Annotated in this window: 30 protein-coding genes and 1 tRNA gene; 11 read left to right on the top strand and 20 right to left on the bottom strand. The window is 29.2% G+C overall.

Annotated elements, in window-relative coordinates; all coding sequences use genetic code 11:
• Positions 1 to 7: 7 nt before the first annotated feature.
• Positions 8 to 1228 carry an argininosuccinate synthase gene (locus tag L8Y18_RS05330; RefSeq protein WP_263664680.1) on the bottom strand — a complete coding sequence of 407 codons (1221 nt, stop codon included), beginning with the start codon at positions 1226 to 1228 and terminating at the stop codon, positions 8 to 10.
• Positions 1229 to 1343: 115 nt separating this feature from the next.
• Between L8Y18_RS05330 and L8Y18_RS05325 the strand changes: the two genes are divergently transcribed.
• From L8Y18_RS05325 to L8Y18_RS05305, 5 genes are read left to right on the top strand one after another with little or no spacing between them, the layout of a single operon-like run.
• A complete protein-coding gene (locus L8Y18_RS05325; protein ID WP_066007995.1) occupies positions 1344 to 1592 on the top strand; it encodes an RNA-binding S4 domain-containing protein in 249 nt (82 codons plus the stop codon).
• Positions 1589 to 1996, top strand: a complete 408-nt coding sequence (gene tsaE, locus L8Y18_RS05320; protein WP_220566375.1) for a tRNA (adenosine(37)-N6)-threonylcarbamoyltransferase complex ATPase subunit type 1 TsaE — start codon at positions 1589 to 1591, stop codon at positions 1994 to 1996. The genes L8Y18_RS05325 and tsaE overlap by 4 nt, the downstream gene beginning before the upstream one ends.
• Positions 1989 to 2714 carry an LPS export ABC transporter ATP-binding protein gene (lptB, locus tag L8Y18_RS05315; protein WP_039618272.1) on the top strand — a complete coding sequence of 242 codons (726 nt, stop codon included), beginning with the start codon at positions 1989 to 1991 and terminating at the stop codon, positions 2712 to 2714. Before tsaE ends, lptB begins: the two co-directional genes overlap by 8 nt.
• Complete coding sequence (locus L8Y18_RS05310; RefSeq protein ID WP_263676407.1) at positions 2714 to 3961, top strand: RNA polymerase factor sigma-54; 1248 nt, start codon at positions 2714 to 2716, stop codon at positions 3959 to 3961. Before lptB ends, L8Y18_RS05310 begins: the two co-directional genes overlap by 1 nt.
• Positions 3962 to 3967: 6 nt before the next feature.
• Positions 3968 to 4585: a YggS family pyridoxal phosphate-dependent enzyme gene (locus L8Y18_RS05305; RefSeq protein ID WP_263676406.1), complete on the top strand. Its 618-nt coding sequence runs from the start codon at positions 3968 to 3970 to the stop codon at positions 4583 to 4585.
• On the opposite strand, the gene L8Y18_RS05300 is transcribed toward L8Y18_RS05305, so the two are convergent.
• From L8Y18_RS05300 to L8Y18_RS05260, 9 genes are all read right to left on the bottom strand, one after another.
• Positions 4578 to 5609, bottom strand: a complete 1032-nt coding sequence (locus L8Y18_RS05300; RefSeq protein WP_263676405.1) for a UDP-N-acetylglucosamine--N-acetylmuramyl-(pentapeptide) pyrophosphoryl-undecaprenol N-acetylglucosamine transferase — start codon at positions 5607 to 5609, stop codon at positions 4578 to 4580. The genes L8Y18_RS05305 and L8Y18_RS05300 overlap by 8 nt on opposite strands.
• The gene (gene cysE / locus L8Y18_RS05295) at positions 5606 to 6208 is read right to left on the bottom strand and encodes a serine O-acetyltransferase (protein WP_133318905.1); all 603 of its coding nucleotides are present in this window, start codon (positions 6206 to 6208) and stop codon (positions 5606 to 5608) included. Before cysE ends, L8Y18_RS05300 begins: the two co-directional genes overlap by 4 nt.
• Entirely contained in the window at positions 6205 to 8034 is a 1830-nt protein-coding gene (speA, locus tag L8Y18_RS05290) for a biosynthetic arginine decarboxylase (RefSeq protein WP_133318906.1), read from the bottom strand. The genes cysE and speA overlap by 4 nt, the downstream gene beginning before the upstream one ends.
• Positions 8031 to 9257, bottom strand: coding sequence for a histidine--tRNA ligase (gene hisS, locus L8Y18_RS05285; RefSeq protein ID WP_263664684.1), 1227 nt, complete (start codon positions 9255 to 9257; stop codon positions 8031 to 8033). The genes speA and hisS overlap by 4 nt, the downstream gene beginning before the upstream one ends.
• Positions 9250 to 9834, bottom strand: coding sequence for a dTMP kinase (gene tmk / locus L8Y18_RS05280; protein ID WP_263664685.1), 585 nt, complete (start codon positions 9832 to 9834; stop codon positions 9250 to 9252). Before tmk ends, hisS begins: the two co-directional genes overlap by 8 nt.
• On the bottom strand, positions 9825 to 10307 hold the full coding sequence (gene coaD / locus L8Y18_RS05275; RefSeq protein ID WP_263676404.1) for a pantetheine-phosphate adenylyltransferase: 483 nt from the start codon (positions 10305 to 10307) through the stop codon (positions 9825 to 9827). The genes tmk and coaD overlap by 10 nt, the downstream gene beginning before the upstream one ends.
• On the bottom strand, positions 10304 to 10882 hold the full coding sequence (locus L8Y18_RS05270) for a UbiX family flavin prenyltransferase (RefSeq protein ID WP_263659693.1): 579 nt from the start codon (positions 10880 to 10882) through the stop codon (positions 10304 to 10306). The genes coaD and L8Y18_RS05270 overlap by 4 nt, the downstream gene beginning before the upstream one ends.
• Entirely contained in the window at positions 10879 to 11547 is a 669-nt protein-coding gene (gene flgA / locus L8Y18_RS05265; RefSeq protein WP_133318910.1) for a flagellar basal body P-ring formation chaperone FlgA, read from the bottom strand. Before flgA ends, L8Y18_RS05270 begins: the two co-directional genes overlap by 4 nt.
• A gap of 72 nt (positions 11548 to 11619) precedes the next feature.
• Positions 11620 to 11694: transfer RNA gene (locus L8Y18_RS05260), tRNA-Gly, on the bottom strand.
• Positions 11695 to 11802: 108 nt separating this feature from the next.
• Between L8Y18_RS05260 and L8Y18_RS05255 the strand changes: the two genes are divergently transcribed.
• A complete protein-coding gene (locus L8Y18_RS05255) occupies positions 11803 to 12099 on the top strand; it encodes an invasion antigen C (protein ID WP_039668370.1) in 297 nt (98 codons plus the stop codon).
• 30 nt (positions 12100 to 12129) lie between these two features.
• Here the strand turns inward: L8Y18_RS05255 and L8Y18_RS05250 are convergent, their stop codons facing one another.
• Entirely contained in the window at positions 12130 to 13290 is a 1161-nt protein-coding gene (locus tag L8Y18_RS05250) for a molybdopterin molybdotransferase MoeA (protein WP_263659692.1), read from the bottom strand.
• Positions 13287 to 14543, bottom strand: a complete 1257-nt coding sequence (gene murA, locus L8Y18_RS05245; RefSeq protein ID WP_263659691.1) for a UDP-N-acetylglucosamine 1-carboxyvinyltransferase — start codon at positions 14541 to 14543, stop codon at positions 13287 to 13289. The genes L8Y18_RS05250 and murA overlap by 4 nt, the downstream gene beginning before the upstream one ends.
• Before the next feature lie 84 nt (positions 14544 to 14627).
• On the opposite strand from murA, the gene L8Y18_RS05240 reads away from it, so the two are divergent.
• Positions 14628 to 15485: a DMT family transporter gene (locus L8Y18_RS05240; RefSeq protein WP_263676403.1), complete on the top strand. Its 858-nt coding sequence runs from the start codon at positions 14628 to 14630 to the stop codon at positions 15483 to 15485.
• A gap of 34 nt (positions 15486 to 15519) precedes the next feature.
• Here L8Y18_RS05240 and L8Y18_RS05235 read toward each other — a convergent pair whose 3' ends face one another.
• Positions 15520 to 16587 carry a tyrosine-type recombinase/integrase gene (locus L8Y18_RS05235; RefSeq protein ID WP_263676402.1) on the bottom strand — a complete coding sequence of 356 codons (1068 nt, stop codon included), beginning with the start codon at positions 16585 to 16587 and terminating at the stop codon, positions 15520 to 15522.
• Positions 16587 to 17270, bottom strand: coding sequence for an aspartate/glutamate racemase family protein (locus tag L8Y18_RS05230; protein ID WP_263662432.1), 684 nt, complete (start codon positions 17268 to 17270; stop codon positions 16587 to 16589). Before L8Y18_RS05230 ends, L8Y18_RS05235 begins: the two co-directional genes overlap by 1 nt.
• A 94-nt stretch (positions 17271 to 17364) precedes the next feature.
• Here L8Y18_RS05230 and L8Y18_RS05225 point away from each other — a divergent pair, with 94 nt between their 5' ends.
• Entirely contained in the window at positions 17365 to 17565 is a 201-nt protein-coding gene (locus L8Y18_RS05225) for a molybdenum cofactor biosynthesis protein (RefSeq protein ID WP_263676401.1), read from the top strand.
• A 421-nt stretch (positions 17566 to 17986) separates the two neighbouring features.
• Here L8Y18_RS05225 and L8Y18_RS05220 read toward each other — a convergent pair whose 3' ends face one another.
• Together L8Y18_RS05220 and L8Y18_RS05215 are read right to left on the bottom strand one after the other, a co-directional pair.
• A complete protein-coding gene (locus L8Y18_RS05220) occupies positions 17987 to 18478 on the bottom strand; it encodes a SixA phosphatase family protein (protein WP_133318916.1) in 492 nt (163 codons plus the stop codon).
• The gene (locus tag L8Y18_RS05215; RefSeq protein ID WP_263676400.1) at positions 18475 to 19005 is read right to left on the bottom strand and encodes a rhomboid family intramembrane serine protease; all 531 of its coding nucleotides are present in this window, start codon (positions 19003 to 19005) and stop codon (positions 18475 to 18477) included. Before L8Y18_RS05215 ends, L8Y18_RS05220 begins: the two co-directional genes overlap by 4 nt.
• 113 nt (positions 19006 to 19118) lie before the next feature.
• On the opposite strand from L8Y18_RS05215, the gene L8Y18_RS05210 reads away from it, so the two are divergent.
• The gene (locus L8Y18_RS05210; RefSeq protein ID WP_133318918.1) at positions 19119 to 19529 is read left to right on the top strand and encodes a PepSY-like domain-containing protein; all 411 of its coding nucleotides are present in this window, start codon (positions 19119 to 19121) and stop codon (positions 19527 to 19529) included.
• Positions 19530 to 19823: 294 nt separating this feature from the next.
• Here the strand turns inward: L8Y18_RS05210 and ybeY are convergent, their stop codons facing one another.
• Positions 19824 to 20234: an rRNA maturation RNase YbeY gene (gene ybeY / locus L8Y18_RS05205; RefSeq protein WP_220566256.1), complete on the bottom strand. Its 411-nt coding sequence runs from the start codon at positions 20232 to 20234 to the stop codon at positions 19824 to 19826.
• Positions 20235 to 20287: 53 nt separating this feature from the next.
• On the opposite strand from ybeY, the gene queC reads away from it, so the two are divergent.
• Together queC and L8Y18_RS05195 are read left to right on the top strand one after the other, a co-directional pair.
• Entirely contained in the window at positions 20288 to 20953 is a 666-nt protein-coding gene (gene queC / locus L8Y18_RS05200) for a 7-cyano-7-deazaguanine synthase QueC (protein ID WP_133318920.1), read from the top strand.
• Between the two features lie 62 nt (positions 20954 to 21015).
• Positions 21016 to 21588: a YceI family protein gene (locus L8Y18_RS05195; protein ID WP_133318921.1), complete on the top strand. Its 573-nt coding sequence runs from the start codon at positions 21016 to 21018 to the stop codon at positions 21586 to 21588.
• A gap of 41 nt (positions 21589 to 21629) precedes the next feature.
• Here L8Y18_RS05195 and L8Y18_RS05190 read toward each other — a convergent pair whose 3' ends face one another.
• The 3 genes from L8Y18_RS05190 to metG form a co-directional block, all read right to left on the bottom strand.
• Positions 21630 to 22373, bottom strand: a complete 744-nt coding sequence (locus tag L8Y18_RS05190; protein WP_263660322.1) for a substrate-binding domain-containing protein — start codon at positions 22371 to 22373, stop codon at positions 21630 to 21632.
• Positions 22374 to 22435: 62 nt separating this feature from the next.
• Positions 22436 to 23377, bottom strand: a complete 942-nt coding sequence (locus L8Y18_RS05185) for a hypothetical protein (protein ID WP_263676399.1) — start codon at positions 23375 to 23377, stop codon at positions 22436 to 22438.
• On the bottom strand, positions 23378 to 25264 hold the full coding sequence (metG, locus tag L8Y18_RS05180) for a methionine--tRNA ligase (protein ID WP_263676398.1): 1887 nt from the start codon (positions 25262 to 25264) through the stop codon (positions 23378 to 23380).
• Positions 25265 to 25266 lie beyond the last annotated feature (2 nt).

The raw sequence follows: 25266 nt of genomic DNA, 5'->3' as shown, positions 1-25266 counted from the left end.
TTCCTTTTTAAAATTTTCTTCCATTTTTACCTGCGATGATAAATCTCAAAGCATTTAATCTTATAAAGCCTGCTGCATCTTTTTGATCATACACAGCATCTTCTTCAAAAGTACAATAAGCCTCGCTAAATAAGCTATCATTCGCACTTTCTCTGCCTATTACCATTACATTACCTTTATATAATTCAAGTTTAACTTTACCATTTACATATTTTTGCGACTCATCAATTAAGGCTTGAAGCATTAATCTTTCAGGCGAGAACCAATAGCCATTATAAATTAAACTTGCATATTTTGGCATTAATTCATCTTTTAAATGTGCTGCTTCTCTATCAAGAGTGATACTTTCTATAGCACGGTGTGCTTTTAAAAGTATGCTTCCACCTGGGGTTTCATAACAACCTCTACTTTTCATACCCACATAGCGATTTTCGACAATATCAAGACGACCTATACCATGTTTTGCACCAAGCTCGTTAAGTTTTGCTAAAAGCTGCGCAGGAGACATTTTTTCTCCATTAATAGCACATAAATCGCCTTTACTAAACTCAAGATCTATCACTTCGCTTTCATTTGGAGTTTCTTTTAAATCTTTCACCCAACGCCACATATCCGCTTCAGGTTTAGCAGCAGGATCTTCAAGTACTAAACCCTCATAAGAAATATGCAATAAATTTGCATCCATAGAATAAGGTGACTTACCTGGCTTTTTAGCTATATCAATACCATGTTTTTGCGCATAAGCTAAAAGTTTTTCACGGCTATTTAAATCCCATTCTCTCCAAGGAGCAATGATGGCTAAATTTGGATTTAGCGCCAAAGCACCTAATTCAAAACGCACTTGATCATTCCCTTTACCGGTTGCCCCATGACTAATAGCATCTGCTTTTGTTTTATTTGCTATTTCTACTAAAGCTTTTGTTATTAAAGGTCTTGCTATACTTGTACCTAGTAAATATTCTCCTTCATAAATAGCATTTGCTCTAAACATAGGAAACACATAATCTTTTACAAATCCATCTTTTAAATCTTGAATAAAAATATTTTCTTCTTTTACACCCAAAGAAAGCGCTTTTTTTCTAGCAGGTTCAAGCTCTTCGCCTTGTCCAATATCTGCTGTGAAAGTTACTACTTCACATTTATACTCATCTTGTAGCCATTTTAAAATTATACTTGTATCAAGTCCGCCAGAATATGCTAAAACTACTTTTTTAATATCTTTTTTCATTGTCTTTCCTCTTTGTAAAAAAATGATTGTAAAATTTAACGAATTTAGCTTAATATAATGTAAAATATTTAGACATTTTATAACATTTTCTTGTATTTTTTGATAAAATATTTTTATGAGAATAGATAAATTTTTAAATGTAGTTAATATTACTAAGCGTCGTGCTATTTCAGAAGATATGTGTAAAAGTGGTGTAGTAAGTATAAATAATCAAGTAGTTAAAGCTAGTAAAGAAGTAAAAATTGGCGATGAAATAAGCATTAAATTTATAGAATATACCAATACCTATAAAGTCTTAGATATACCAACAACCAAAAGCATACCAAAAGCTATGCAAGAAAAATATGTGGTAAAAATCCAATGAAAGAAATGATTTTAAGCCAAAATGAGCTTTATAAGCTTTGTGAAATTTTACCTAAAAATGGAGTTATTTTACTTCAAGGGGATTTAGCAAGCGGTAAAACTACTTTAGTACAAAATTATGCTCAATTTCTTGGAGTAGAAAAAACGCTTAATTCTCCTACATTTTCTATCATGCAAGAGTATGATTTTCAACAAGGTAAAATGTATCATTATGATATTTATCAAGAAGGTTTTGATGGGCTTTTAAAAAATGGCTTGATTGAAAATTTTTTTGAAGATGGTTTGCATTTGGTAGAGTGGGGTGATGAAAAATTAAAAAAATATTTAGATAAATATCAAATTTTTAATATAATTTTACAAATCATTCCTTATGAAAATAAAAGAAAGTATATAATACATGAGTAAGCTAGAAGCTAGAAATTTAGAAAAAATCATTAAAAAAACTAAAATCATACACGATGTTTCGCTAGAAGTGCAAAGTGGAGAAGTTGTAGGACTTTTAGGGCCTAATGGAGCAGGAAAAACTACGAGTTTTTATATGATATGTGGGCTTATTTTACCAACAAGTGGACAGGTGTTTTTAGACTCACAAGATATCACAAAAGAACCGCTTAATAAAAGAGCAAAGCTTGGCATTGGGTATTTACCTCAAGAAAGTAGTGTTTTTAAAGACTTAAGCGTAGAAGAAAATTTACTTTTAGCCGCCCAAGTAATATATAAGGATAAAAATTTATTAGAACAAAAGATAGAACAAATGCTAGAATTACTTAGCATAGAGCCTATTAGGCACAGAAAAGGTATGAGCTTAAGTGGGGGTGAAAGAAGGCGTTGTGAAATCGCAAGATCACTTATGTGTGATCCTAAATTTTTACTTTTAGATGAACCATTTGCTGGGGTTGATCCTATCGCAGTGAGTGAAATTCAAAGTTTGATTAATGATTTAAAAGCTATGAATATAGGTGTTTTAATCACTGACCATAATGTAAGAGAAACTTTAGCAATTTGCGATAGAGCCTATGTGATTAGAAGCGGAAGGTTGCTAGCTAGTGGTAATGCTAATGAAATTGCGCATAATGAAGATGTTAAAAAATATTATCTTGGAAGTGAGTTTAGACTTGAATAATGCTTAAACAAAAAACCTCTATAACGCAAAAAGCAAAACTATCACAAACCTTAAGATCTTGGCTTCCTATATTGCAAGCTAATATTGAAGATCTAAAAGAAAGTTTAGATGAATTTGCTAAAGAAAATCCTTTTATAGAGATCAAAGAAAACTCAAGCATTACAAACAATCAAAACAAGTATTATCAAGAGTATTTTAGTAAAAATACCACTACGCAAATGATTGATGTAAAAAGCTTGGAAGTAAAAAATGTATATGAACTTTTAAGCGAGCAAATCATACCACCATTTTTTCCTACTAAAAAATCCCAAACCATTGCTGAAAAAATCATAGAATGTTTAAATCATGAAGGTTATTTTGAATATGATGAAGAAATTTTAGGTGAATTTGATCCTTTAGAAGTAGAAAAAATCAGACAAAGATTTAAGTATCTTGAGCCTATTGGAGTAGGTGCAAAAGACAATCAAGAAGCTTTTATTTTTGCACTAGAACATTTTGACTTAGATGATGAGCTTTATGAGTTTTGCAAAATGTTAATTTTAAATTTAGAAAATGCAAAAGATTTTATCAAAGATCCTTTGTATAAAAAGGCTATAGCTATAATTAAAAAAATCTCCATTCCACCTTTTTTGGAGTATTTTGAAGAGAGCATGGAAATCATTCCTGATATATTTATTTATCAAGAAAATGGTGAAATTAAAATTAAAATTAATGATGATTATTATCCTGAAATTGCTTTTGAAGCAGATGGTTTAGATCATGAGTTTTTAAGTGCTTATTTAAAAGATGCAAAAAATTTAATCGATGCATTAGCTATGCGTAAAGCTACCCTTTATAAACTAGGGCTTATGATTATAGAATATCAATATGATTTTTTCATGGGTGGGGACATCAAACCTATGCAGCTTAAAGATTTAGCACAAGATCTTGAAAGAAATGCTTCTACTATTTCAAGGGCAATTGCAAACAAATACTTAAGTTGTGATAGAGGTTTAATACCTTTAAAATCTTTCTTTACTACCGCAGTTGATGATGGCGAAACTTCTAATGCTACAATCAAAGATTTTCTTAGTAATTTAATTAAAAAAGAAAATCCTAAAAAACCTTTGAGTGATTTGAAAATTCTTGAACTCACTCAAAAAGAATTCCCAAGTGTGCAACTAGGGCGTAGGACTATCACTAAATATCGTATGCAACTTGGTATAGGAAGCTCAAGTGAGCGTAAAAAATTATATGAATTGATGTAGGAAAAGATGAATTTAAAAAGTATTTTTGAAAAAACCATAAAACAAAATGTGCGTTTAGTAGCAGCTAGCAAGTATGTTCAAGATGAACAAATTCGAGAGCTTTTTAAGCAAGGTGTTGTAGAGTTTGGAGAAAATCAAGTCCAAGCTTTAGCTTTAAAAAAAGAAAAACTTCAAGATTTAGAAATCAAATGGCATTTTATAGGCAATCTTCAAAGTAACAAAATCAATCTTTTAATCAAACAAAACCCATTACTTTGGCAATCTTGCAATGGCTTAAAAATCGCCAAAGCCGTAGATAAAAGACTTGATTATAAATTAGATACTTTATTAGAAATCAATACTGCTAATGAAAGTTCTAAAAGTGGTATAGAGCAAAATAAGGCCATAGAAGAGTATTTACAAATACAAGAAGAGTGTAAAAATTTAAACCTTACAGGCATTATGTGTATAGGCTCTATGGATGAGGAAAAAGTTCAAGAAAGCTTTGAGCAAACTTTTAGAATCTATGAAATTTTACAAAAACACGGGGCAAAAATTTGCTCTATGGGTATGAGTGGGGATTTTGAACTAGCTATAAAATGTGGTTCAAATATGGTGCGTTTGGGGAGTATTTTATTTAAATAAACCCCATTTGTTTTGCTTTTTCTATCATAAAATCTGCGCCATTTTCACTTTTTAATCCTTGCAAGGCTATAGATTTTTCTTCTAGTGAGAAATTTTCTACCAAATTTAAAAATTGATGTTTTTCTTCTTGGGTTAAAATTTCACATAAATTACGCTCTTTTAAATACAAAGCATTAAAATATTGATGATTTTTAGCCGCATATGGATAAGGAATAAAAATACAAGGAAGTAAATTTGCACTAAGTTCAAAAAGACTACTTGCACCTGATCTTGATATAGCTAAATCTGCTTTAGAAATTTTATCCATAATGTTTTTATCAAAATCAAAAAGCTCTACTTTGACATTTAAATCCTCATAAGCTTTTTTACATCTTTCATAATCATTCTTACCACATTGATGAATGATATTTATACCTTTTTCTTTAAAGTATAAAGCATTTTCTAAAGCAAGGTCATTAATAAATTTAGCCCCTTGAGAGCCACCAAGAAAAATAATATTTTTTAATTCTTTTCTCACTCTTGCTTTTTGAGAAAAAATCTCGCTAATAGGATAAGGACAAAAGAAAGTATTTGTTTTGTTAATTTGATCATCAAAAGCAGTAAAAAAAGCTTTAGAAAAAGGTTTTAAAAGTGAATTTAAACTTCCTATTTTTGAATTTTGCTCATGGATTAAAAGTGGAGTATTTGCCATTAAAGCACCAAAAGCGCCTGGAGCACTGCTATATCCACCCACACTAAAAACTGCTTTAATATTATGTTCTTTTAAAATTTGTTTTGTTTTTCTTGCAAGTTTTAAAATATGTAAAAATGATTGAACTTTAGCTAAGCCTTTTTTATTAACAACGCCTTGAGAGCTTAGAAAATATTTTTTATAAAAACCATTTTCATTTTCAAACCAAAGTCTATCTTGGCCATTTTCACTTCCTATGTAAATACATTCTACGCCTTGTTTTCTTGCACTTTGCAATAAACATCTAGCTATAGCCAAATGTCCTCCCGTGCCTCCACCTGTAATTGCTATCATTTGTCCTCTTTATTTAGTTTTTCTTCTAAAAATTTAATTCTTTCCTCTAGTTTTTGAATTCTCTCTTTTTGGCTTATTTGAAATTCTTTAATATAAGCAGGTATACCAATAGCTGTTAAATTTGCCCCAACATCTTTTAATACAACTGCATTTGAACCTATTTTTGCATTTTTACCTATGGTAATATTACCTAAAATTTTAGCCCCAGAGCCTATGATCACACCATCTTCTATAGTAGGATGTCTTTTGGTATTTTTATCTAAACTTGTGCCACCTAAGGTTACTCCTTGATAGATAATCACATCATTACCAATTATAGCTGTTTCACCTACTACCACACCTATTGCATGATCTATGAATATCCTTCTACCTAGCGTAGCTCCAGGATGCAAATCAACCCCTGTTAAAAACTGAGAAATTCCACTAATCATTCTTGCTATGCGTTTATAATTTTTGATATAAAAAAAATGCGCAAAACGATAATTTACCACAGCCCAAACACCAGGATAGTTAAAAACTAATTCCACCCAAGATCTATATGCAGGATCTTTTTGTTTTGGCATAGAAAAATCTTCTTTGATTAGTTTAAAAATACTCATTTAGAACCTATACTTTTTAAGTATCCATTATCATTTAAAAATAAATAAATTTCACCCAAAATATGTTTTTTTTGATTTTCATTTACAAGTTTTGAAGCATAAATTTTTTCATTAATATTGTCCATAATTGCATGCACATCATAATCAAGATCTTCTAAGGTATCTAAAATAGATTGAGCCTCTAGCACGCTTTCTACTTCAAAACCCTTTTCATTAATACTTATACAAGCTTCAGTTGGATGTGTAAAAAGATTATGCTTCATGCCAAGCACTTCTTGATAAGCTCCCACTAGGAAAAATCCTAAAAAATAATCTTCAGCTTCTACATCAATATCATGTAAAAACAAAGGATTATCTTTAGAATAAGAAATTTCTCCATCGCTATCACAAGTTATATCCCATATACTTGCACTTCTAGTTGGCTTTTTATTGAGTCTATCAAGTGGCATGATAGGGAAATTTTGCTCTAAACCCCAAAAATCAGGTAAAGACTGAAATACTGAAAAATTCACTAAATATTTTTCTTGCACTTCATTTTGCAAACTCGATAAATCAGCTTGATCACCCACCAAAGAAATAGCTTTTCTCATAATCAAATGTACTAAAATTTCACTATTTGAGCGATCTTGTAAATCTACATAACCCAAATCAAACAAGGTTAAAATACTCTCCATATGATCAATGCTATCATGTAAATACTCAAGTGCATTAGAAGCTTTAATGTTTTTATACAAATCATAAAGTTCATCAATAAGTTTTGGGTTTTTATCTTTTAATAAAAGCTTGCTTTCTGTGTATTCTTGAGAAAAAAGCTCTAAAACAGGTGCTACTAAAACAGCATGATTAGCTGCTACAAAACGCCCACTTTCTATAAAAATATCAGGCTCTAAATCTTTTTTTTGTTCTGCAATACCTTTTAAAATAAACACAACATCGTTTGCATACTCACTTAAGGTGTAATTTCTGCTTGTTTCGTTTTTAAACTGAGAGTATTCTACCGCTAAACCTCCACCAAGATTAATAGCTTTTAAATTTTTTGCCCCCATTTTTCTAAGCTCGGTGTAGATATTACCCGCTTCATTTAGAGCTTTTTTCAAAGGATGAATTTCAGTAATTTGTGAGCCTAAATGAAAATGTATCATAGTAAATTGCTCTAAAAGTTTATTAGCTTTTAAAAGATTTACCGCTTCAATAAGCTCAGTGGATGTTAAACCAAATTTTGAATTTATACCACCACTTTTTGCCCAAATTCCTACTCCAGCTGAATGCAAACGCACTCTTAAACCTATATTTGGCTTTGGCTTAAAACGATTTTTAGCAATTTCAATCATCGCTTCAAGCTCATTAAGTCCTTCCATAGTTAAAGTGATATTATGACCCATTTCACACGCTATAAAGCCCATATTTATGAGTTCTTTATCTTTAAAGCCATTAACTGTTATAGGAGCACTTTCATTATTATAAGCCATAGCTAGTAAAAGCTCGGCCTTACTTCCTGCCTCTAAGCCATAGTTGTATTCTTTACCTAGATTAACTAAATTTTTTACAAAACCTGGATATTGATTGACTTTTAAAGGATATACAGCGTTAAAAGAACCTTTATAGTTAAATTCTTTTTTTGCTTTAGCAAATTTATTATAAATTTGCTCAATTTGCTTATGGATTAAATGAGGAAAACGAAGCAACAATGGCCCCTTATAACCATCATCGCGCAAAGTATTTACTATATCTATAATGGCAGGTTTTTTACCATGATTTACACATACTTTGCCATTTTCAATGATAAAATTATTTGCACCCCAAATATTAATACCATAATCAATCATAACTCATTCTCCAAATTTGCTAATTTTATATTTTTATTTTCTTTACTATCTAAATTTTTATAAAAAATCTCTTCTTTTTGCATTTCATCTTCGCCTATACACAAAAAGATTTCAGCATTAGCATTATCTGCTTGGTTTAAATGCTTTGCAAGTTTTTTTGCTTCATAGCTTAAATATACCTTATGTTTTTTTCTTAAAGTATTTGCTAATTTAAAAATAGTATCTATATAAGCTTCATCCATAGCACAAAGATAAATTCCTTCTCTTGGTTTTACGCTTTGTTTTTGCTCTAAAATAGCCATAATCCTTTCTATACCCATAGCAAAACCCACACCATAGCCACTTTTACCATCTAAATATTCAATCAATCTATCATATCTTCCACCACCTGCTACGGCAGCTTTTGCACCGATTTCATCGCTAACAAACTCAAATGCACTTTTAGAATAATAATCAAGCCCACGCACTAATTTTTCATCACATTCAAATTCAACATCATTTTCTTTTAAAAGTTTTTGCAATTTTTCATAATCTTTCTTACAACATGAGCATAAATTTTCACTTAGTTTTGGTGCATTTTCGATTAAACTTTGACAATGATCATTTTTGCAATCAAGCACTCTAATAGGATTTAAGTCTTTTCTTCTTAAGCAATCTTCGCAAAAACCTTCTTTAGAATTTAAAAAAGCTATGAGTTTTTCTTTATATACACCCATACATTCTTTACAGCCTAAAGAATTAATTTTCAAGCTTGTATGAATTTCTAAGCGTTTAAAAATTTCATTTAGCATTAAAATAATACTCGCATCCTCATATACACTTGCTACACCAAAGCTTTCTACTCCAAATTGATGAAATTCACGCAATCTTCCTTTTTGTGGCCTTTCATAGCGAAACATAGAGCCATGGTAAAACCATCTTTTAACACTTTGAGCCTTGTCCATTTTAGCTTCTATGTATGATCTTACCACCCCAGCTGTCCCTTCAGGCCTTAAACACACTTCATTGCCTGCTTTATCAACAAATTCATACATTTCTTTGCCAACTATATCAGAGCTTTCTCCAACACTTCTTTTAAAAAGCTTAGTAAGTTCTAAATGCGGACAATTAATAAAAGTAAAACCATAGTTTTTAGCTACTTCTTCACAAGTTTTTACCACTTTTTCATAAAGAGTAGCTTGATCATCTTGTAAATCTTTCATTCCTTTTAAAGCATTAATCATCTATAAATTCCTTAATCTTTTCATGTAAAATTTCAATACTCAAAGAAGCATCTAATTTTAAAATTTTTATATCTATCTTAATTTTTAAAAACTCTAAAGTTTCTTCTAGGGCATTTTGTATATTTAAAAAATATTCAACCCCTCTTTTTTCAATACTATCTAGATCTTTTTTAGAAAGTCTTTGTGCGATAAGCTCTTTAGAGCCATGCAAAAACACAACCTTTTGTGGAAAAAGTCCACCTGTGGCGAAAGAATTTAACTCAAATAAAATATTTTGATCAAAATCACATCTTGCATAAGCCATATTAGAAATAAAACTACGATCTGAAATGATAAGTTTGTTTTTATTTTGTGCTAAATGCATGTCGATTAAATTTGCTCTATCTGCTAAAAAAAGCAAAAGCTCAGCCTTTTTAGAAAAATGTATTTTGCTTTCTAATAAAATTTTTCTCAAATGCACTCCAAGCTCACTTCCACCTGGTTCTTTAGTAAAAAATGCATTATGAAAATATTTTTTTAAAAGTTCTATCTGTGTGCTTTTACCCACACAATCAACCCCTTCAAAAGCTATATACAATCTCTCTCCTTTAATAAAGATATAATTTCTTTTGGCACAAGCTTGCTCACATCACCATTATGGGCACAAATTGATCTTACTATGGAGCTTGAAATAAAAGAATTTTTTAAATTTGGCATAAGATATATAGTTTCAAAATCTTCCCAAAGCATGTGATTTGCATAGCCAAGTTGTAATTCATACTCAAAATCACTCACCGCTCTTAAGCCTCTTATAATGATATTTATTTGCAAATTTTTAGCAAGATCTACTAGTAAGTTATCAAAAGTTGTAATTTTAACATTTTTTAAGTCTTTTGTAGCAATTTTTACCATTTTTTCTCTATGTTCCAAGCCAAACATAGGCTTTTTGCTTTCACTTTTAGCTATAGCAACTACCACCTCTTCAAACATCTTGCTAGCTCTAATGATAACATCTAAATGTCCATTAGTGATAGGATCAAATGTTCCTGGATACACACAACTAGCCATCATTGCCACCTTTGGTATAAATTATGCTCGATATTTGCTAAATCAAGCCATTTTCCTATGATAAATTCATATAATTTTTCTAAATTATCAATCTTAGCATAACTTGCCATTACAGGAGGAGCGATGATAACTCCATAACTAGAAAGTTTAGCCATTTGTTCTAAATTTAAAGTAGAATAGGGCATTTCTCTTACTCCAAGTATGAGCTTTTTGCGTTCTTTTAAAGCCACTCCTGCAGCTCTTGTAAGTAAAGTATCATTTATACCGCAAGCAACTTTTGCTAAAGTATTAATCGAGCAAGGTGTGATAAAAGTCGTTTCTATGCCAAAAGATCCGCTTGCTACGCATTGACTAATGTCTTCATTATCTAAAAAATTTACATGTTCAAGCTCAAATTTATCTTTTATGTGTTGCAAAAAGTCTATATTTTGCAAAAGGGAATTTTCTTTTATAAAGCTTATTTTTGCATTTTTACTCACGATAGCATAAATTTGTCCTTTTTCTTTTAAATGTTTTAATAATAAAAAGCCAAGCTCGCAAGAACTAGCTCCACTAATACCTACTAAAATTTTTCTCATTTTAGCTCCACATAATTTTTACTAATAACTTTACCATGCACGACTTTTCCATCTTTATTTTTAAGGCGAATTCTTTGGTTTAAATTCCCACTTTGCAAGGCTTTTAATTCTATCATCATACTTAAATCCCCATCTTTGATGATACCATAAACAGAATCATTTCTTTGTATAAGGGTTTTGGTTTTAAACATATTATATTTTAAAATCATATTTTCTCTTATATTGCTTTTGGCTATTAAATTTGTGATTTCATCTTTTTTTAATACACCTTGAGGGGCTTTATCAAAAGGAATTTTTAAAATTTTAAAACTAGCAGGACTTAAATTTTCATTACGCGAAATAGGACGCGTAGTTTGCAAAACTTCTAATTTTGCCTTTAAAAAATACTTAAAAAATATATTTTTTTTAAACTGCTCTGGAGTTTTAAATTCAGCCTTTATAAAACCATCGGCTCTATCAAAATTATGATTACCTAGCTTTAAAAAAATATATTGATTAAAATCAGCAGGCAAACTTGATTGAGTGTTAAGATCCAAAGAAATGATTTCTAACTGCGGATAATTTATTTTAAATTCTTTAATCAAAGCTAATTTTACTTCATCAAAATTCGAAGCAAAACTTAAAGTATAGAAAAATAAAACTAGAATGATTTGTTTAAAAAACAATACAGCAACCTCTTATATAAAATATATTAATTATATAATACATCAAAAAAGTTTGATTTTAGTTAAAAGAAGTGGAGCGGGAAACGAGATTCGAACTCGCGACCCCAACCTTGGCAAGGTTGTGCTCTACCCCTGAGCTATTCCCGCATTTTGAAAGTAGAGTGTGATTTTATCAAAACTTTATTTTATTGTCAAGTTTTTAAAATTAAGGAATGTTTTTTGCTTGTGATTATTAAATTTTAAAAGGAGCAACTCATGCAAGTAAATGATAAAAATAGTCCGCTAGCCTTAAACAATATGACAAAAATCAAAGAAAAAAACACATCTTCAGATGAATTTCAAGCTACACTTAATGCACTTAAAGACAAAGAGGAAAAAGAGTATAAAAAAGATAGCAACAATGCTTTTAGTAATACAGATTTAAATATAGGTTCAATTTCTAAAGATTATAGCGTATATGCTTGGGAGAAATTACGCCAAAGCAAATACCAAAAAAATGAAGAAAATATCTTAAACAATCTTTTTAAAACTTTAGATAAAGCAAGAAGTTAATCATTCAAAATAGGGTAGTGCAATACCCTATTAAATTTTTAAAACTTTAACTTCTTGATCTTTTACTAATTTTGTATCATCAATTTGCGTGATTAAAATATGCGTGTTTTCACATAAAGGTTTTAGCATACCTGAGCCAAATTTAGCTTCACTTGGTTTAAAATACCCATCGACTAATTTTCCAAAAGCAAAATCATTTCTTTGACCTTTGAAATTTAAATCTTTAGTCAATCTTGCTTTATCAATTTCCAAAAGTTCTTTACCATAAAGTAAATTGAGTATATTTTTTGCAAAAATATGCGTTGAAACTAAAGAGGCTAAAGGATTTCCTGGTAGGGCTAGAAAAAGCGTATCGCTTTTGCTAAAAAGTTTTACATGCTTGCAAAGTTTAGCATTTACTTTTTCAAAAATAGGGTTAAAATCACACTCAAGCAAAGCTTGTTTGATAAAATCAGCCTCACCCACGCTAGCTCCACCACTGCTTATAAGCATATCAAATTCTTTATTTTCTAAAAGCTTTTTATATGCATTTAAATCATCTTTTATAAGTCCTAAATACTCAACATCAGCATAATCTTGCAAAATAGCATAAATTCCAAAAGCATTTGCATTATATATGCTGTATTCATCAGCATTTTCCCAAGGTTCTACAAGCTCATCTCCACTTGAAAAAATCCCAACACGCAATTTTTTAACGACATTTAACTCATAAATTCCTTGAGCAGCAAGCATAGCTATCATACCTGAAGTGATTTTTTGTCCCTTTTTAAACAAAAGCTCTCCAAGCTTTGCTTCCTCGCCTTTAAAACGGATGGCATTGTTTTCTTTAGCGTTTTTGGCATTGAGCTTTTCATCTTCAAGCAAAGCTTCTTCAAACATTAAAATAGTATTTGCATTTTGAGGAATTTTAGCTCCTGTCATAATTTTATAGCATTCATTTTTTTCTAAAATATAATCATTTTTATCGCCTGCTAAAATGCTTCCTTTTATTTTTAGCAATTCATTCTTATGTGCATAATTTAGTGCATAACCATCTAGGGCAGAATTATCAAAAGCGGGTAGGTTTTTTTTCACAAAAACATCTTCATATAAAATACACCCCAAAGCTTGCGTCAAATTTACTTTTTGAAATTCATTTTTTGCTTTGATTTGTTCTTTTAAAAAATTTAAAGTTGCAAAAATATCTCTCATTCTTCAAGCCTTCTTATACTTGCACCTAGTTTTTTAAATTTTTCTTCTAAATTTTCATATCCTCTATCAAGATGATAAATTCTATGAATTTTACTAGTTCCTTTAGCTGCTAAAGCCGCTAAAATCAAAGCAGAAGACGCACGCAAATCAGTAGCCATAACATCAGCCCCCAAAAGCTCTTTAGTGCCATTTATAGTAGCAATATGCCCGTTTAATCTTATATCAGCTCCCATTCTTAAAAGCTCACTTACATGCATAAAACGATTTTCAAATAATCTCTCATCAATAATACTTGTACCATTTGCTTTTAAAGCTAAAGCCATAAATTGTGCTTGCATATCCGTTGGAAAACCTGGATATTCGCTAGTTAAAATTTCAACCGGTTTGATTTCTTTAGCAGGATTTATACCAATACTATCTTCATTAATATCAAAGCTAAAACCCATTTGCTCTAGCTTTGCCAAAACTGCACTAAGATGGCTTGCATTGACTTTTTTTAGAGTGATTTTTGAGTTAGTGATAGCTCCTGCACACAGATAAGTTCCTGCTTCAATACGATCAGGAATAATTTCAAAAGGTTTAAATTCTAAAAGTTCTCCACTTGTGCCATAAATTTCAAGTTCAGAAGATCCTATGCCTTGTATATCAAGCCCGGCTCTAGCTAAAACCTCACAAAGTTGCACTACTTCAGGCTCTTTAGCAACATTTAAAAGTCTAGTTTTACCATGAGCTAGGGCTGCTGCCATAATGATATTTTCACTGCCTGTAACAGTGATTTTATCAAACATCACATCAGCACCCCTAAGCCCTCCACTAGCTACTACATAGCCTTGTTTAATCTCAATATTAGCTCCCATTTTTTCTAAAGCTAAAAGGTGTAAATCAATAGGGCGTTGGCCTATAGCACAACCTCCCGGTAAAGAAACTTCACAATTTCCAAATCTAGCTAGTAAAGGCCCTAAGGTAAGTATAGAGGCACGCATTTTACGCACGATGTCGTATTTTGCTATGGTTTTATTTAGGTGTTTTGTATTTATTTTTGCAAAATTGTCTTTAAAAGTATAATTTGCCCCTAAATTTTCAAGCAAAGAAAGTAGGGTACAAATATCTGCTACATTTGGTAAATTTGAAATTTGCACTTCATTTTTAGCTAAAATACTTGAAGCTATCAAAGGAAGTGCTGCATTTTTTGCACCACTTATTATCACTTCTCCATTTAACTTTTCAACACCATCAATCTCTAAATAAGTCATTAATTTTCCTTAAAATATATACATAATGATATAATAATATTTTACTACAAATATTATATAAATTAATAAGATTAAAGGTGTTTTTTGGGAGTTTTTCTAGTCATACTTGGTGGGATATTTTGGGCCATAAGTGGGGTTTTGGCTGAGTATTTGTTTAAAAATCATTATTCTGCTGAATGGGTAAGTTTTTATCGTTTGCTTTTTACCGGCGTTATTTTAATAATTTTGGGTGTAAAAAATTTCAAACTAAAACTACTAAAGCAAAAACAAGAACTTAGCTCTCTTTTAATTTTTTCTATCTTTGGTTTATTGATAACTCAATATGGTTATTTTAAAGCTATTTATTATACCGATGCAGGAACTGCCACAATGATACAATACAACGCACCATTAATCATAATGCTTTTTATGTGTTTTAAAAATAAAATTTTTCCTAAAAAAATAGAGCTAATCGCTTTGTTTTTAATACTTTTTGCCTTATTTTTACTTATAACAAATGGGGATATTAATACATTAAAACTTGATATAAGAGGTGTTATTTGGGCTTTTTTTGGAGCTCTTGGAGTAGCGTTTTATTCTTTGAGTGCTAGGCTTATCATAGCAAAATATGGCTTATTTTTAATCATGGGTTTAGCTAGTTTATTTGCTTCTTTTTTGCTTTTTGTATTGTTACAAGGAAATATCCCAAAACATGATTTTTCTTTAAATTCCTTTTTGGCTATGAGTGGGATTGTATTTATAGGCACAATAGGGGCTTTTTGTTTATATTTAAAAGGAGTTGAATTAATAGGAGCTTTTAAAGCTAGTATGATAGCTTGTATAGAACCTGTGGCTGCTGCTTTTATGAGTTTTTTATTTTTAGGAACTATTTATAGCGTGATTGATCTTTTTGCTTTTGCTTTGATCATTCTTAGTGTGTTTTTAAATGCCAAAAAACACTAAGAATAAGTGATTAAAAAATACTAGATAAAACTATCTAGGTTCTATCGTGAAGTTTTTTGGCTACCTCTGCAGCTAATTTTAGCTTTTCATTATCAAAGTGCGTATAAATTCTTGAAGTATTTAAACTCGCATGCCCTAGTGCTTCTTGGACTAAAACTAAATCTTTTTGTTTTTTATAAAGCAGGGTAGCAAAGGTATGTCTTAGCATATGGGCTCCATTTTTTTGCTTGCGAATTCCTGCTTTAAATAAAATTTGTTCTACTATACGCGAAACATAAGCTTGGGTTAGGGCTTTGCCATTGCGATTGACAAATAAAAGTCCATCATAAGAAAGATAATTTACCTTTACATCTTTTAAAAGATGTTCTATAAGCTCTTTTTTAATCATCACAACGCGGTATTTATTACCTTTAGCTCTAATGCGTATAATATAAAGATCATTTTCTTCACTAATATCTTTTAATTTTATATTAATAGCTTCACTAACCCTAATTCCTGTAAAAATGATGATTTTAATAATCAAGCGATTGCGTATGGTATTACTTTTAAAATCTGTATTGTCAATAGCATCTAAAAATTTACTCACTTCATCTTCACTCATATACTCAGGTAGCTTAACTCCCTTAGAACCACTTACACCTGCCCAATTTTTAAGATTAATATCAAAAATGTGTGCCTTTTGATCTTCTTCATTTTGTTTATCTAAAAATGCAAAAAAATTAATCACAGCTATACGGTAGTTTTTCTTACTCGCATCAGACAAAGAAGCACTAATACTTGCTAAAATTTCTACTAAAAGCTCTTCATCGATTTGTTTTAGCGAATAAAGCTTGTAAAATAACAAATACTCATAAAGTTTTTTCAAAGGATTAAAATACGTATTTACACCGCTAAGTCCTGCATTTCTTGCTTTTTTTACATAAGCATCAAGCTCTTGTATATTTTTAACACCCTTGCTTAAGGCTAAATTTACTACAGCCAAAGCTTGAGGGTCTTTTAATTCCTTATTTGATAAAGAATTAAGCTTAAATTTCACATATCTACAAAGCCAAAATAAAAATGACCTTTCAAAATTTTCTTCACAATCTAGAGGATATTTCATCACTCATTCTCCAAAGCTTTCAAAGTAGCCATTTTAGCATGGATATATGCACTATCAAATAGCTTTTTAGAGCTTTCTTTTATAATCAAACCAAGTTCAGTACAACCCAAAATCACTCCTTGAACCTCCGAAAATTGAGCAATCAAATCACATAAATATCTTTTTGATTTTTCATTTATAATACCTTTGCAAAGTTCATTAAAAATAATATCATTAAGCTTTAAAATATCATCATTTTTGGGAATAAAAACTTCAATCTTTGAGTTAATTAAAAGTTGTTTATAAAAATCTTCTTGCATAGTGTATTTTGTCCCTAATAACAATACTTTATCGATATTTTGCTCTTGAAGTTCTAAAAGCATAGCTTTAGCTATATGTAAGATAGGAATTTGAATGTTTTTTTGTATATTTTCATAACATTTATGCATAGTATTAGTGCAAATTAATATAAAATCAACTCCACTTTTTTGCAAAAGTAGGGCATGTTGGGTTAAAATTTCACTTGCTTTTTGCCAATCATTCTTTCGTTGACATTCTTCTATTTCTTCAAAATCAACGCTAGTTAAAACTATCTTAGCACTATGTAATTTTCCTAATTTTTCATTTATTAATTTATTGATAATTTCATAATAACTAAGTGTGCTTTCATAACTCATTCCGCCTATTAAACCTATGGTTTTCAATTTTTTTCCTTTTAAAATTAATATAAAAATTATAAAAAAATCTTACTTAAAAAATATCAAGCTATAATTATAAAAACAAAGATAGGGTGATGATATGTTTTTTAAGAAAAAAACCGCGCAAAAGCAAGTAAAACAAAACAATATTTCAAAACAAGATAATACTTTAAATAATGACTTTACACAAGAAAAAAGACTTTACGAATTTAGAGAAAATATGAAAAAACTTAGCAAAAATGAAAATAGTGCTAAACTTTTAGCAAAACAACTTTCAAGATTGATTCAAAAATCCAAATAAAATCAAAAACTCCACACAAGTTAAACTTTTGTATTAATTTCTTTTTTTACTCATCATTTTAACTTTTTTAGTCTATAAAAATATTTTAACTTAAACTTAATATATATGTAAAATTATATGATAAATAGTAAAATATTGAAATTATATATATTTTGTATTGAAAACTATAATTTTCAAACTTTTATATTTATCTGTTTATACATAAGTGAAATATATTTAAAAATACCTATAATATAGTATTTTAAAGCATTTTATTTTTTGGATGAAAATAATTTATCCATAAAAAAATAAGTATAATTTTTTGAAAAATATTATAAGTTATTTTATGCAGTTATAAAAGACTAAAGATGTATATTTTTTATTTCAACTAAATTTTAGTTTATATTTTTGCTTAAATAAATTTGAAGTTTAAAAATGTAGATTAGTTATTTTCTTGACTTTTAGGATAATCAAAAAACACAACTTCCCCGCTGTGTTCTTTTATATCTTTAAATTCTTTTATATCAAATTGCATACATAAAATAGCAGAAGTTGGAAAGTTTTCTAAATCTATATGAGCTAGATACTCACAAAGTTCTTGCAATAAAGGATTGTGCATAATTAGCACTACCCTACTCTCTTTTGATTCTTTTATAAAATTTAACACATCCTTTAAATTACCATCATAAAAGCTTTTTTCTATCTTGATATCTTTTTCTTTTAAAGAAAAGCTTTTACAGAGTTTTTGTGCTGTTTTTATACAGCGCTTAGCAGGACTTGAGATAATGCTTTGGGCTTTAAATTCTAAATCCTTAATCCTATAAATCATAGTTTTTAAATCATCTTTTCCACTAGAACTAAGTTCTCGTTGTAAATCTTGATCGTAATTTTCTTTTTGAGCTTTAGCATGACGAATAAAATAGATATATTTCATCTTATAACCTTAAATTTACCCAAAGCATATCCACATATAAAGCCAAAAATATGTGCATACCAAGCTATATTAACACCCATAAAAATAGGCACAAAACTCATTAATAATATAGCCACGATAAGTCCTTTGGTGGCGGTTTTATCCAAATATGCATAATACCCCATTAAAACACATATAGCACCACTTGCACCCACTACATTTACAAAACTACCATCAAAACTTAAATACATATAAAAAGCACTAAGCAAAGAGCAAAGAATTCCACCGATTAAATAAAGCAGGGCAAATTTAAAACTTTTTAAGTATTTTTCAAGCATAGAACCAAATTGAAAAAGCACTATCATATTTAAAATCAAATGAGGCCAATTTCCATGCATAAATATTGAGCTTAAAATTTGCCAGTAAAATCCTTGAAAAAAAAATAAATTTAAACCCAAAATAGTATCTAAATTTAAAGAACCAAAATAAAGATAATTTACAAAAATAAATACAATAACATTAAAAGCGATTAAAAATGAAGCTACCATTGCCCTACTTTGTATTTTTAATAATTATAACAAAAAGCTATTTAAATTCTAGCTTACACATAAAATTCACATTAATAAGATACAATATCGTCAAAAATATAATAAGGTTAAAAATGAAAAAACTAGCTTTAGCTTTTTTGATTAGTTTAAATACTCTTAATGCTGGTATAGTCATAGCACCTGATTCTTTGCCGGTAAATATCAAACAGTTTATTAAAGATTACTTTAATGCAGAGATTGGTCTAGTAGAACAAGATGGATATTCTTACGAAATTTATTTAAGTGATGGAAGTGAAATTGAGTTTTCACTCAATGGAGAATTTAAAGAAGCTGAAAATTTCAGATCTTTAAATTATGCTATTTTGCCTTTAGCAATACAAAATACCATTAAAAATACCTATCCAAATGCAGCGATTATTGAAATAGAAAGAAAAATTTCATATTACAAAATAGAACTTAATAATCAAATGAAACTTTATATTGATGATAATGGGACTATTTTAAGACAAAAATTTGACGATTAAAATTGTTTAAGATCAAATAAGCAAATTTTAAATTTTCTTCTAAAAAGGCTTTAACCCTTATCAAAACTTATAAAAATTTCAATTGCTCCGGTAGAATAAGGAGCTTTATCATAGGCTCCGTATTGATTTTCTCACCTTAAATATTGCTTTTACTTTGTTTGGACAAAATCATAATTAGTACTACTCTTTGTCAAATTAGATAAACAAATATCAAATTTTTCCTAAAATATTTAGTATAAATGTATTTTCATTATAGGTATATAACTCACACATAAGCTAAAATTTTTTAAATATTTACTCCTCTTGCACTCTTACTATCAGGCTTTTTGGTAGCTTAAAATATTCAATCCATTCTTGTTCTTTTTGTCTCATTTGTCCTTGATCTACCTCATGATCATATCCTTGTAAATGAAGCATAGCATGTATAAAAAGTAATGCCATCTCTTCTTCATTACTGTGTTTATACTCCATTGCTTTTTTACTTACTTCATCTAAATTTATCACAATACTGCCAAGTAAATTTTCACAATTTTGTATCAAAGGAAAAGATAACACATCTGTAGTTTTATCTATACCTCTTTGACTAAAATTAATCTCACGCATAACTCTTTCATCTACCAAAACAAGCTCTATATTTTGATCGCTCATTTTCTGTGCTATTTTTTCAAGAAAAGAAATATCCATTTCTTCTTCACAAAAAATCATTATTATCCTTTTGATTTTATAATTTCAAAATTATATCAAAATTAAGGAAAAGCATGAAAAAAGCTCTTTGTATTATAAGTGGTGGTATGGATAGTACTTTATGTGCATATTTAGCTAAAAAAGAAGGATATGAGATCATTGCTTTACATTTTGACTATAACCAACGCACCATGCTTAAAGAAAGGGAATGTTTTAATAAAATTTGTGAAAAACTTAACATAAAAACAAAATATATTTTAGATGTGTCATTTATAGCAAATATTGGAGGAAACTCACTAACAGATTTAAATTTAGAAATTCCCAAAGAAAAACTACATGAAAAAGAAGTCCCAAACACCTATGTTCCTTTTAGAAATGGTATTTTTTTATCTATCGCAGGTGCTATAGCTGAAAAGGAAAATTGTGAAAGTATTTTTATAGGAGTGGTACAAGAAGATAGCAGTGGTTATCCTGATTGTAGTGCGAAATTTATACAAAAAGCTAATGAATTTATCAATGAAGGTACAACAAAAACTTGCAAAGTACAAATAAAAACCCCATTAGTTCATCTAAGTAAAGGACAAATAGTTGAATTAGCCCTAAAAGAAAAGGTAGCCTTAGAATATACTTGGTCTTGCTATGAAAGAGGAGATAAAGCTTGTGGTAAATGTGATAGTTGTTTATTAAGACTAAAAGGCTTTAAAGAGGCTAATGTAAAAGATTTTATAGAATATGTTTAAAAATTTACTTTCATTTTATTTTAGTTTGTATAATTTGCTTTTTTAAACATTAAGGAGAAAACATGAAAAAAATATTATTTGGTTCATTTTTAGCTGCTTCGATTTTGGCAAGTAGTGCTTTGAGTAAAGAATTTAGTTTAGATAAAGCACACACAAATGTAGCTTTTAAAATCAAACATTTACAAATTAGTAATGTAAATGGAAATTTTAAAGATTATGATGCAGTAATTGATTTTGATAGTGCTAAATTTGAATTTAACAAACTTCAAGCAAATATAAAAGTTGCTTCTATAAACACAGAAAATAAAGCAAGAGATGCGCATTTACAACAAGATGATTTTTTTAAAGCAAAAACTCATCCAAACATTACTTTTACTATGAGTAAATATGAAAAAATCTCTAATGAAAAAGGTAAAATGTATGGCTCATTAAGCATTGCTGGAGTAAGCAAAGATGTTGTTTTAGATACTGAAATTGGCGGTGTTATTAAAACAGATAGTGGTAAAGAAAAAGCAGGTTTTACTCTACAAGGACAAATTAAAAGAAGTGATTTCAAATTTGCTCCTGATACTTCTAGCTTAACACTTAGCGATGAAGTACAAATTAGCATCGAAGCAGAAATTAACGAAAAATAATACTATAAAAGCATTTTACTTTTTGTAAAATGCTTTGATTTTTATTTAGCTACCCAACCTTCTTTTTTCCAAATTTTTTGAGCTTCTTTACTTTGTGTAAATTTGATGAATTCAGCTACTTTTGGATTTTTTAAACCTTTTTGCGTTGGAACTATTTCAGCCGCTCTGTAAATGATTGAATTTTTATCCGCTAAAATAAATTTATTTTCTTTCTCTCCAACTGCTTTAATCCAATGTGTCCAAATGATTAAAGCATCGATATTTTGATTATTTTTCCACTCATCAACCGCTGCTTTTGAATTTTTAGCATATACTTTAATGTTTTTTCTTAATTTTTCTAGGTTTTCAATTTTTCCTGTTTTTAAAGCCATATCCTCGTATAAGCCAACCTGCCCTGCTCCATCAACCACCATAACATTAACACCATCTTTTAAAAGATCTTCAAATTTTTTAATTTTTTTTGGATTATTTGCTCTTACAATCATACCCGAGCCTCTAGCATTTAAAACTTGAACATCTTGTATTTTGATTTGTTTTGGCATTGCTTTAACAAAACCATCCATCATAGAAGTATTACCTGAATAAATAATATCAGCATCTGTTTTTGCTTTTTTTATCCATTTAGGTGTTGGCCCTGCATTAATAATAACTTTTTCTCCATGTTTTTCTTCAAATTGCTTAGCAAGCTCTTTCAAAACAGGAGCAGGACCACCTGGACCATAAACTAAAATTTCAGCATTTAATGCAGCTGCAGCAAATAAACTTAAAAATAAAAATTTTTTCATATTTTTTTCCTTAAATTAATAAAATAAAATCGTAAATATATCTTTTTAAAGTTGATATTTTTTTAATCAAATAAACTAATTTTTTTCTCTTGTGCTAAAAAATATTCCAAAAACTCTTCTTCGCTTTCTTTGATTAGGCAATATTTAAAATCAAAAAAATTCTTTAATTCACTCAAATTTATATAAGAAAAATCACAAAATAATGAATTTTTTAATGCTGTTTTGAAATCTTTAACGCCTTGGAGCTTTTGGCATATAAATTCAAAATCTTTTTCGTTTTCCACAAGTAAAATTACTCTAGAACTTCCACCAAAAGCACAAATTTCATTTTTTGAGTTTAAAAAATATGCCTTAAAAAGATCTAACTTTTTTTCATTAAAATTAAAAGATAGATTTTGCTTTTCAGCAAAATCAATAAATCTAGCAAAAATATCTGCATAAAAAAATGCAAATTTTAAATCTTTAAAATACAAATTTTTACAAAGCAAACTCGTTTGAAATAAAGATTTAGAGCCTAAAATTTCGTATTTACATGCTTTTAAAGTATGAAAATTTGATTTAAGTTTTAAAATAAATTTTTCATCATCAGAGCAAAAGAAAGTTTTTTCTTTTGAATTTTTTAAAAGATCAAAATCTAATAAAATATTTGAGTTTAAGACTTTAAAATTAAATGCCTTTGCAAATTTTAATTCTACATGATTGCAATATATAAATTCATAAGATTTTTCTTCACTTAAAAATCTAAAAAGTCTAAAAATAGTTGCTTCTAAATCATCAACTTGAAGATAAAACACATCTTTATCTTCAAGTTTTAATCTTTCCTCACTTACTATAACATATGCTCCAAGTTTTATAGCAAAACTAGCTTGTTCATTATTCTTAGCAAAAAATACACTTGCTTGTTTGACTTTGTTTAAATCTATACTAAAATCATAAACACTAGAAGTTGCTCCATAATTTAAAACTCGAGCATTAATAAGTTCGATAAAGTTAGAAATATTCATCTAGCCTATTAAAGCTCCATTTTCGATAAAGCCTTGCGGGCTTATCAAAACTAATTTTTCATCTTTTTGAGCACTTAAAATCATACCTTGGCTTTCATGACCAAAAATTTTAGCTTTTTTTAGATTTGTAATTACGCAAACTTGCTTGCCTATTAACTCACTAGCTTTATAAAATTTAGCAATACCTGAAAGTACTTGTCTTAGTTCGCCATTTTCAAGTTCAAGTTGAAATTTTAAAAGCTTTTCACTGCCTTCTATATTCTGACAATCTTTTACTGATGCTACTTTGATTTCGATTTTTTTAAAATCATCTATTTTAATTTGAGCTAAATTTGGCTTCTCTTCTAATTTTTCTTCTTTTTTGTTTTCTTGGGTTAATTCAACTTTTGGAAACAAAGCTTCACATGCACTTGATTTTAAATCACATAATTGATTATTTAAAATTAGTTTTTGATAATTTTCGTTTGATATTTCAAAATTTAAAGCCTTTGCAATTTTTAATGCTGTCTTTGGCATAGCAGCTGAAAGTAAAATAGTTGCTTTTGTTAAAATATTAGCACATAAAGCCACTAAAGCATTAGCTTTTTGCGTTTGATTGTTTTTAATCAAATTCCAAGGCTCATATTTACTAATACTTAAATTTGCTAAAGATAAAGCCTTGAAAAGTTCCTCTAAATAGCGATTTGGCTGGATATTTTCCAAAGCATTGATTGCATTATCTAAATACTCTTTGCATTCATTTAATTCTTGATTAAAATACAAATTCACATCTTTACACTCAATAATATTTTGAGAATACTTAGCACTCATACCGATAATTCTATTTAATAAATTTCCAAGCTCATTGCTCAATTCTGCATTGATTCTAGTGATTAATGCTTTTTGCGAAAAATCCCCATCATTACCAAAAGGAACTTCTCTGAGTAAAAAATATCTAAAAGCTTCTAAACCAAAAGTATCTACTACTTCTTTAGGCGCTACTACATTGCCTTTAGATTTGCTCATTTTTTCACCATCTTTAGTCCACCAACCATGTGCTGCTATAAATTTAGGTAAAGGAAGTTCTAAACTCATCAAAAACGCAGGCCAATACACTGCATGAAAACGCAAAATATCTTTGCCTACAAAGTGTATATGAGCAGGCCAAAGATCCATATTTTCATCATCAAGTCCATAGCCCAAAGCACTCACATAATTCATCAAAGCATCAAGCCAAACATACACCACATGTTTTTCATCATTTAATTCTTTTGGAAGCTTTATACCCCATTCAAAACTCGTTCTTGTAATGGAAAGATCTTTTAAGCCACCTTCTACAAAATAAATCAACTCATTAGCCTTATTTTTAGGTAAAATCGGCTCTTTTTCTTTGTACCATTTAAGAATTTGATCTTGATATTTAGAAAGCTTGAAAAAATAACTTTCTTCTTTTAAAAGCTGTGTTTTCTTACCACAATCTGGACAATGACACTCATTTACAAGCTGAGTTTGAGTAAAATAACTCTCACAAGAAACACAATAAAAGCCTTCATAAGTGCCTTTGTAAATATCACCTTTATCATACATTTTTTTAAATGCTTTTTGAACGCTTAATTTGTGATTTTCATCCGTAGTTCTAATGAAATAATCATAAGAAATCTCAAACTCATCCCAAAGTTTTTTAAACTTAGCACTAATTTCATCTGCATATTCTTTAGGGGTAAAATTTCTAACGCTAGCAGCTTGCTCTATTTTTTGACCATGTTCATCTGTGCCTGTTAAAAAGAATGTTTTTTCTCCTTGTAAGCGATAAAATCTAGCCAAAGTATCTGCTATAATCGTAGTGTAAGAATGACCAATATGAGCCACATCATTTACATAATATATCGGGGTAGTAATATAACGCATTT

The sequence above is a fragment of the Campylobacter sp. CNRCH_2007_0968H genome (assembly GCF_025773245.1).
In the GTDB taxonomy this organism is placed as follows: domain Bacteria; phylum Campylobacterota; class Campylobacteria; order Campylobacterales; family Campylobacteraceae; genus Campylobacter_D; species Campylobacter_D lari_D.
This window is presented reverse-complemented; position numbering and strand designations above follow the sequence as displayed.

Coding starts and splice junctions, on each gene's coding strand:
- L8Y18_RS05330 (WP_263664680.1), bottom strand. CDS start 1,228: ATGAAAAAAGATATTAAAAAAGTAGTTTTAGCATATTCTGGCGGACTT.
- L8Y18_RS05325 (WP_066007995.1), top strand. CDS start 1,344: ATGAGAATAGATAAATTTTTAAATGTAGTTAATATTACTAAGCGTCGT.
- tsaE (WP_220566375.1), top strand. CDS start 1,589: ATGAAAGAAATGATTTTAAGCCAAAATGAGCTTTATAAGCTTTGTGAA.
- lptB (WP_039618272.1), top strand. CDS start 1,989: ATGAGTAAGCTAGAAGCTAGAAATTTAGAAAAAATCATTAAAAAAACT.
- L8Y18_RS05310 (WP_263676407.1), top strand. CDS start 2,714: ATGCTTAAACAAAAAACCTCTATAACGCAAAAAGCAAAACTATCACAA.
- L8Y18_RS05305 (WP_263676406.1), top strand. CDS start 3,968: ATGAATTTAAAAAGTATTTTTGAAAAAACCATAAAACAAAATGTGCGT.
- L8Y18_RS05300 (WP_263676405.1), bottom strand. CDS start 5,609: ATGATAGCAATTACAGGTGGAGGCACGGGAGGACATTTGGCTATAGCT.
- cysE (WP_133318905.1), bottom strand. CDS start 6,208: ATGAGTATTTTTAAACTAATCAAAGAAGATTTTTCTATGCCAAAACAA.
- speA (WP_133318906.1), bottom strand. CDS start 8,034: ATGATTGATTATGGTATTAATATTTGGGGTGCAAATAATTTTATCATT.
- hisS (WP_263664684.1), bottom strand. CDS start 9,257: ATGATTAATGCTTTAAAAGGAATGAAAGATTTACAAGATGATCAAGCT.
- coaD (WP_263676404.1), bottom strand. CDS start 10,307: ATGATGGCTAGTTGTGTGTATCCAGGAACATTTGATCCTATCACTAAT.
- L8Y18_RS05270 (WP_263659693.1), bottom strand. CDS start 10,882: ATGAGAAAAATTTTAGTAGGTATTAGTGGAGCTAGTTCTTGCGAGCTT.
- L8Y18_RS05255 (WP_039668370.1), top strand. CDS start 11,803: ATGCAAGTAAATGATAAAAATAGTCCGCTAGCCTTAAACAATATGACA.
- L8Y18_RS05250 (WP_263659692.1), bottom strand. CDS start 13,290: ATGAGAGATATTTTTGCAACTTTAAATTTTTTAAAAGAACAAATCAAA.
- murA (WP_263659691.1), bottom strand. CDS start 14,543: ATGACTTATTTAGAGATTGATGGTGTTGAAAAGTTAAATGGAGAAGTG.
- L8Y18_RS05235 (WP_263676402.1), bottom strand. CDS start 16,587: ATGAAATATCCTCTAGATTGTGAAGAAAATTTTGAAAGGTCATTTTTA.
- L8Y18_RS05225 (WP_263676401.1), top strand. CDS start 17,365: ATGTTTTTTAAGAAAAAAACCGCGCAAAAGCAAGTAAAACAAAACAAT.
- L8Y18_RS05220 (WP_133318916.1), bottom strand. CDS start 18,478: ATGAAATATATCTATTTTATTCGTCATGCTAAAGCTCAAAAAGAAAAT.
- L8Y18_RS05215 (WP_263676400.1), bottom strand. CDS start 19,005: ATGGTAGCTTCATTTTTAATCGCTTTTAATGTTATTGTATTTATTTTT.
- L8Y18_RS05210 (WP_133318918.1), top strand. CDS start 19,119: ATGAAAAAACTAGCTTTAGCTTTTTTGATTAGTTTAAATACTCTTAAT.
- ybeY (WP_220566256.1), bottom strand. CDS start 20,234: ATGATTTTTTGTGAAGAAGAAATGGATATTTCTTTTCTTGAAAAAATA.
- queC (WP_133318920.1), top strand. CDS start 20,288: ATGAAAAAAGCTCTTTGTATTATAAGTGGTGGTATGGATAGTACTTTA.
- L8Y18_RS05195 (WP_133318921.1), top strand. CDS start 21,016: ATGAAAAAAATATTATTTGGTTCATTTTTAGCTGCTTCGATTTTGGCA.
- L8Y18_RS05190 (WP_263660322.1), bottom strand. CDS start 22,373: ATGAAAAAATTTTTATTTTTAAGTTTATTTGCTGCAGCTGCATTAAAT.
- L8Y18_RS05185 (WP_263676399.1), bottom strand. CDS start 23,377: ATGAATATTTCTAACTTTATCGAACTTATTAATGCTCGAGTTTTAAAT.
- metG (WP_263676398.1), bottom strand. CDS start 25,264: ATGCGTTATATTACTACCCCGATATATTATGTAAATGATGTGGCTCAT.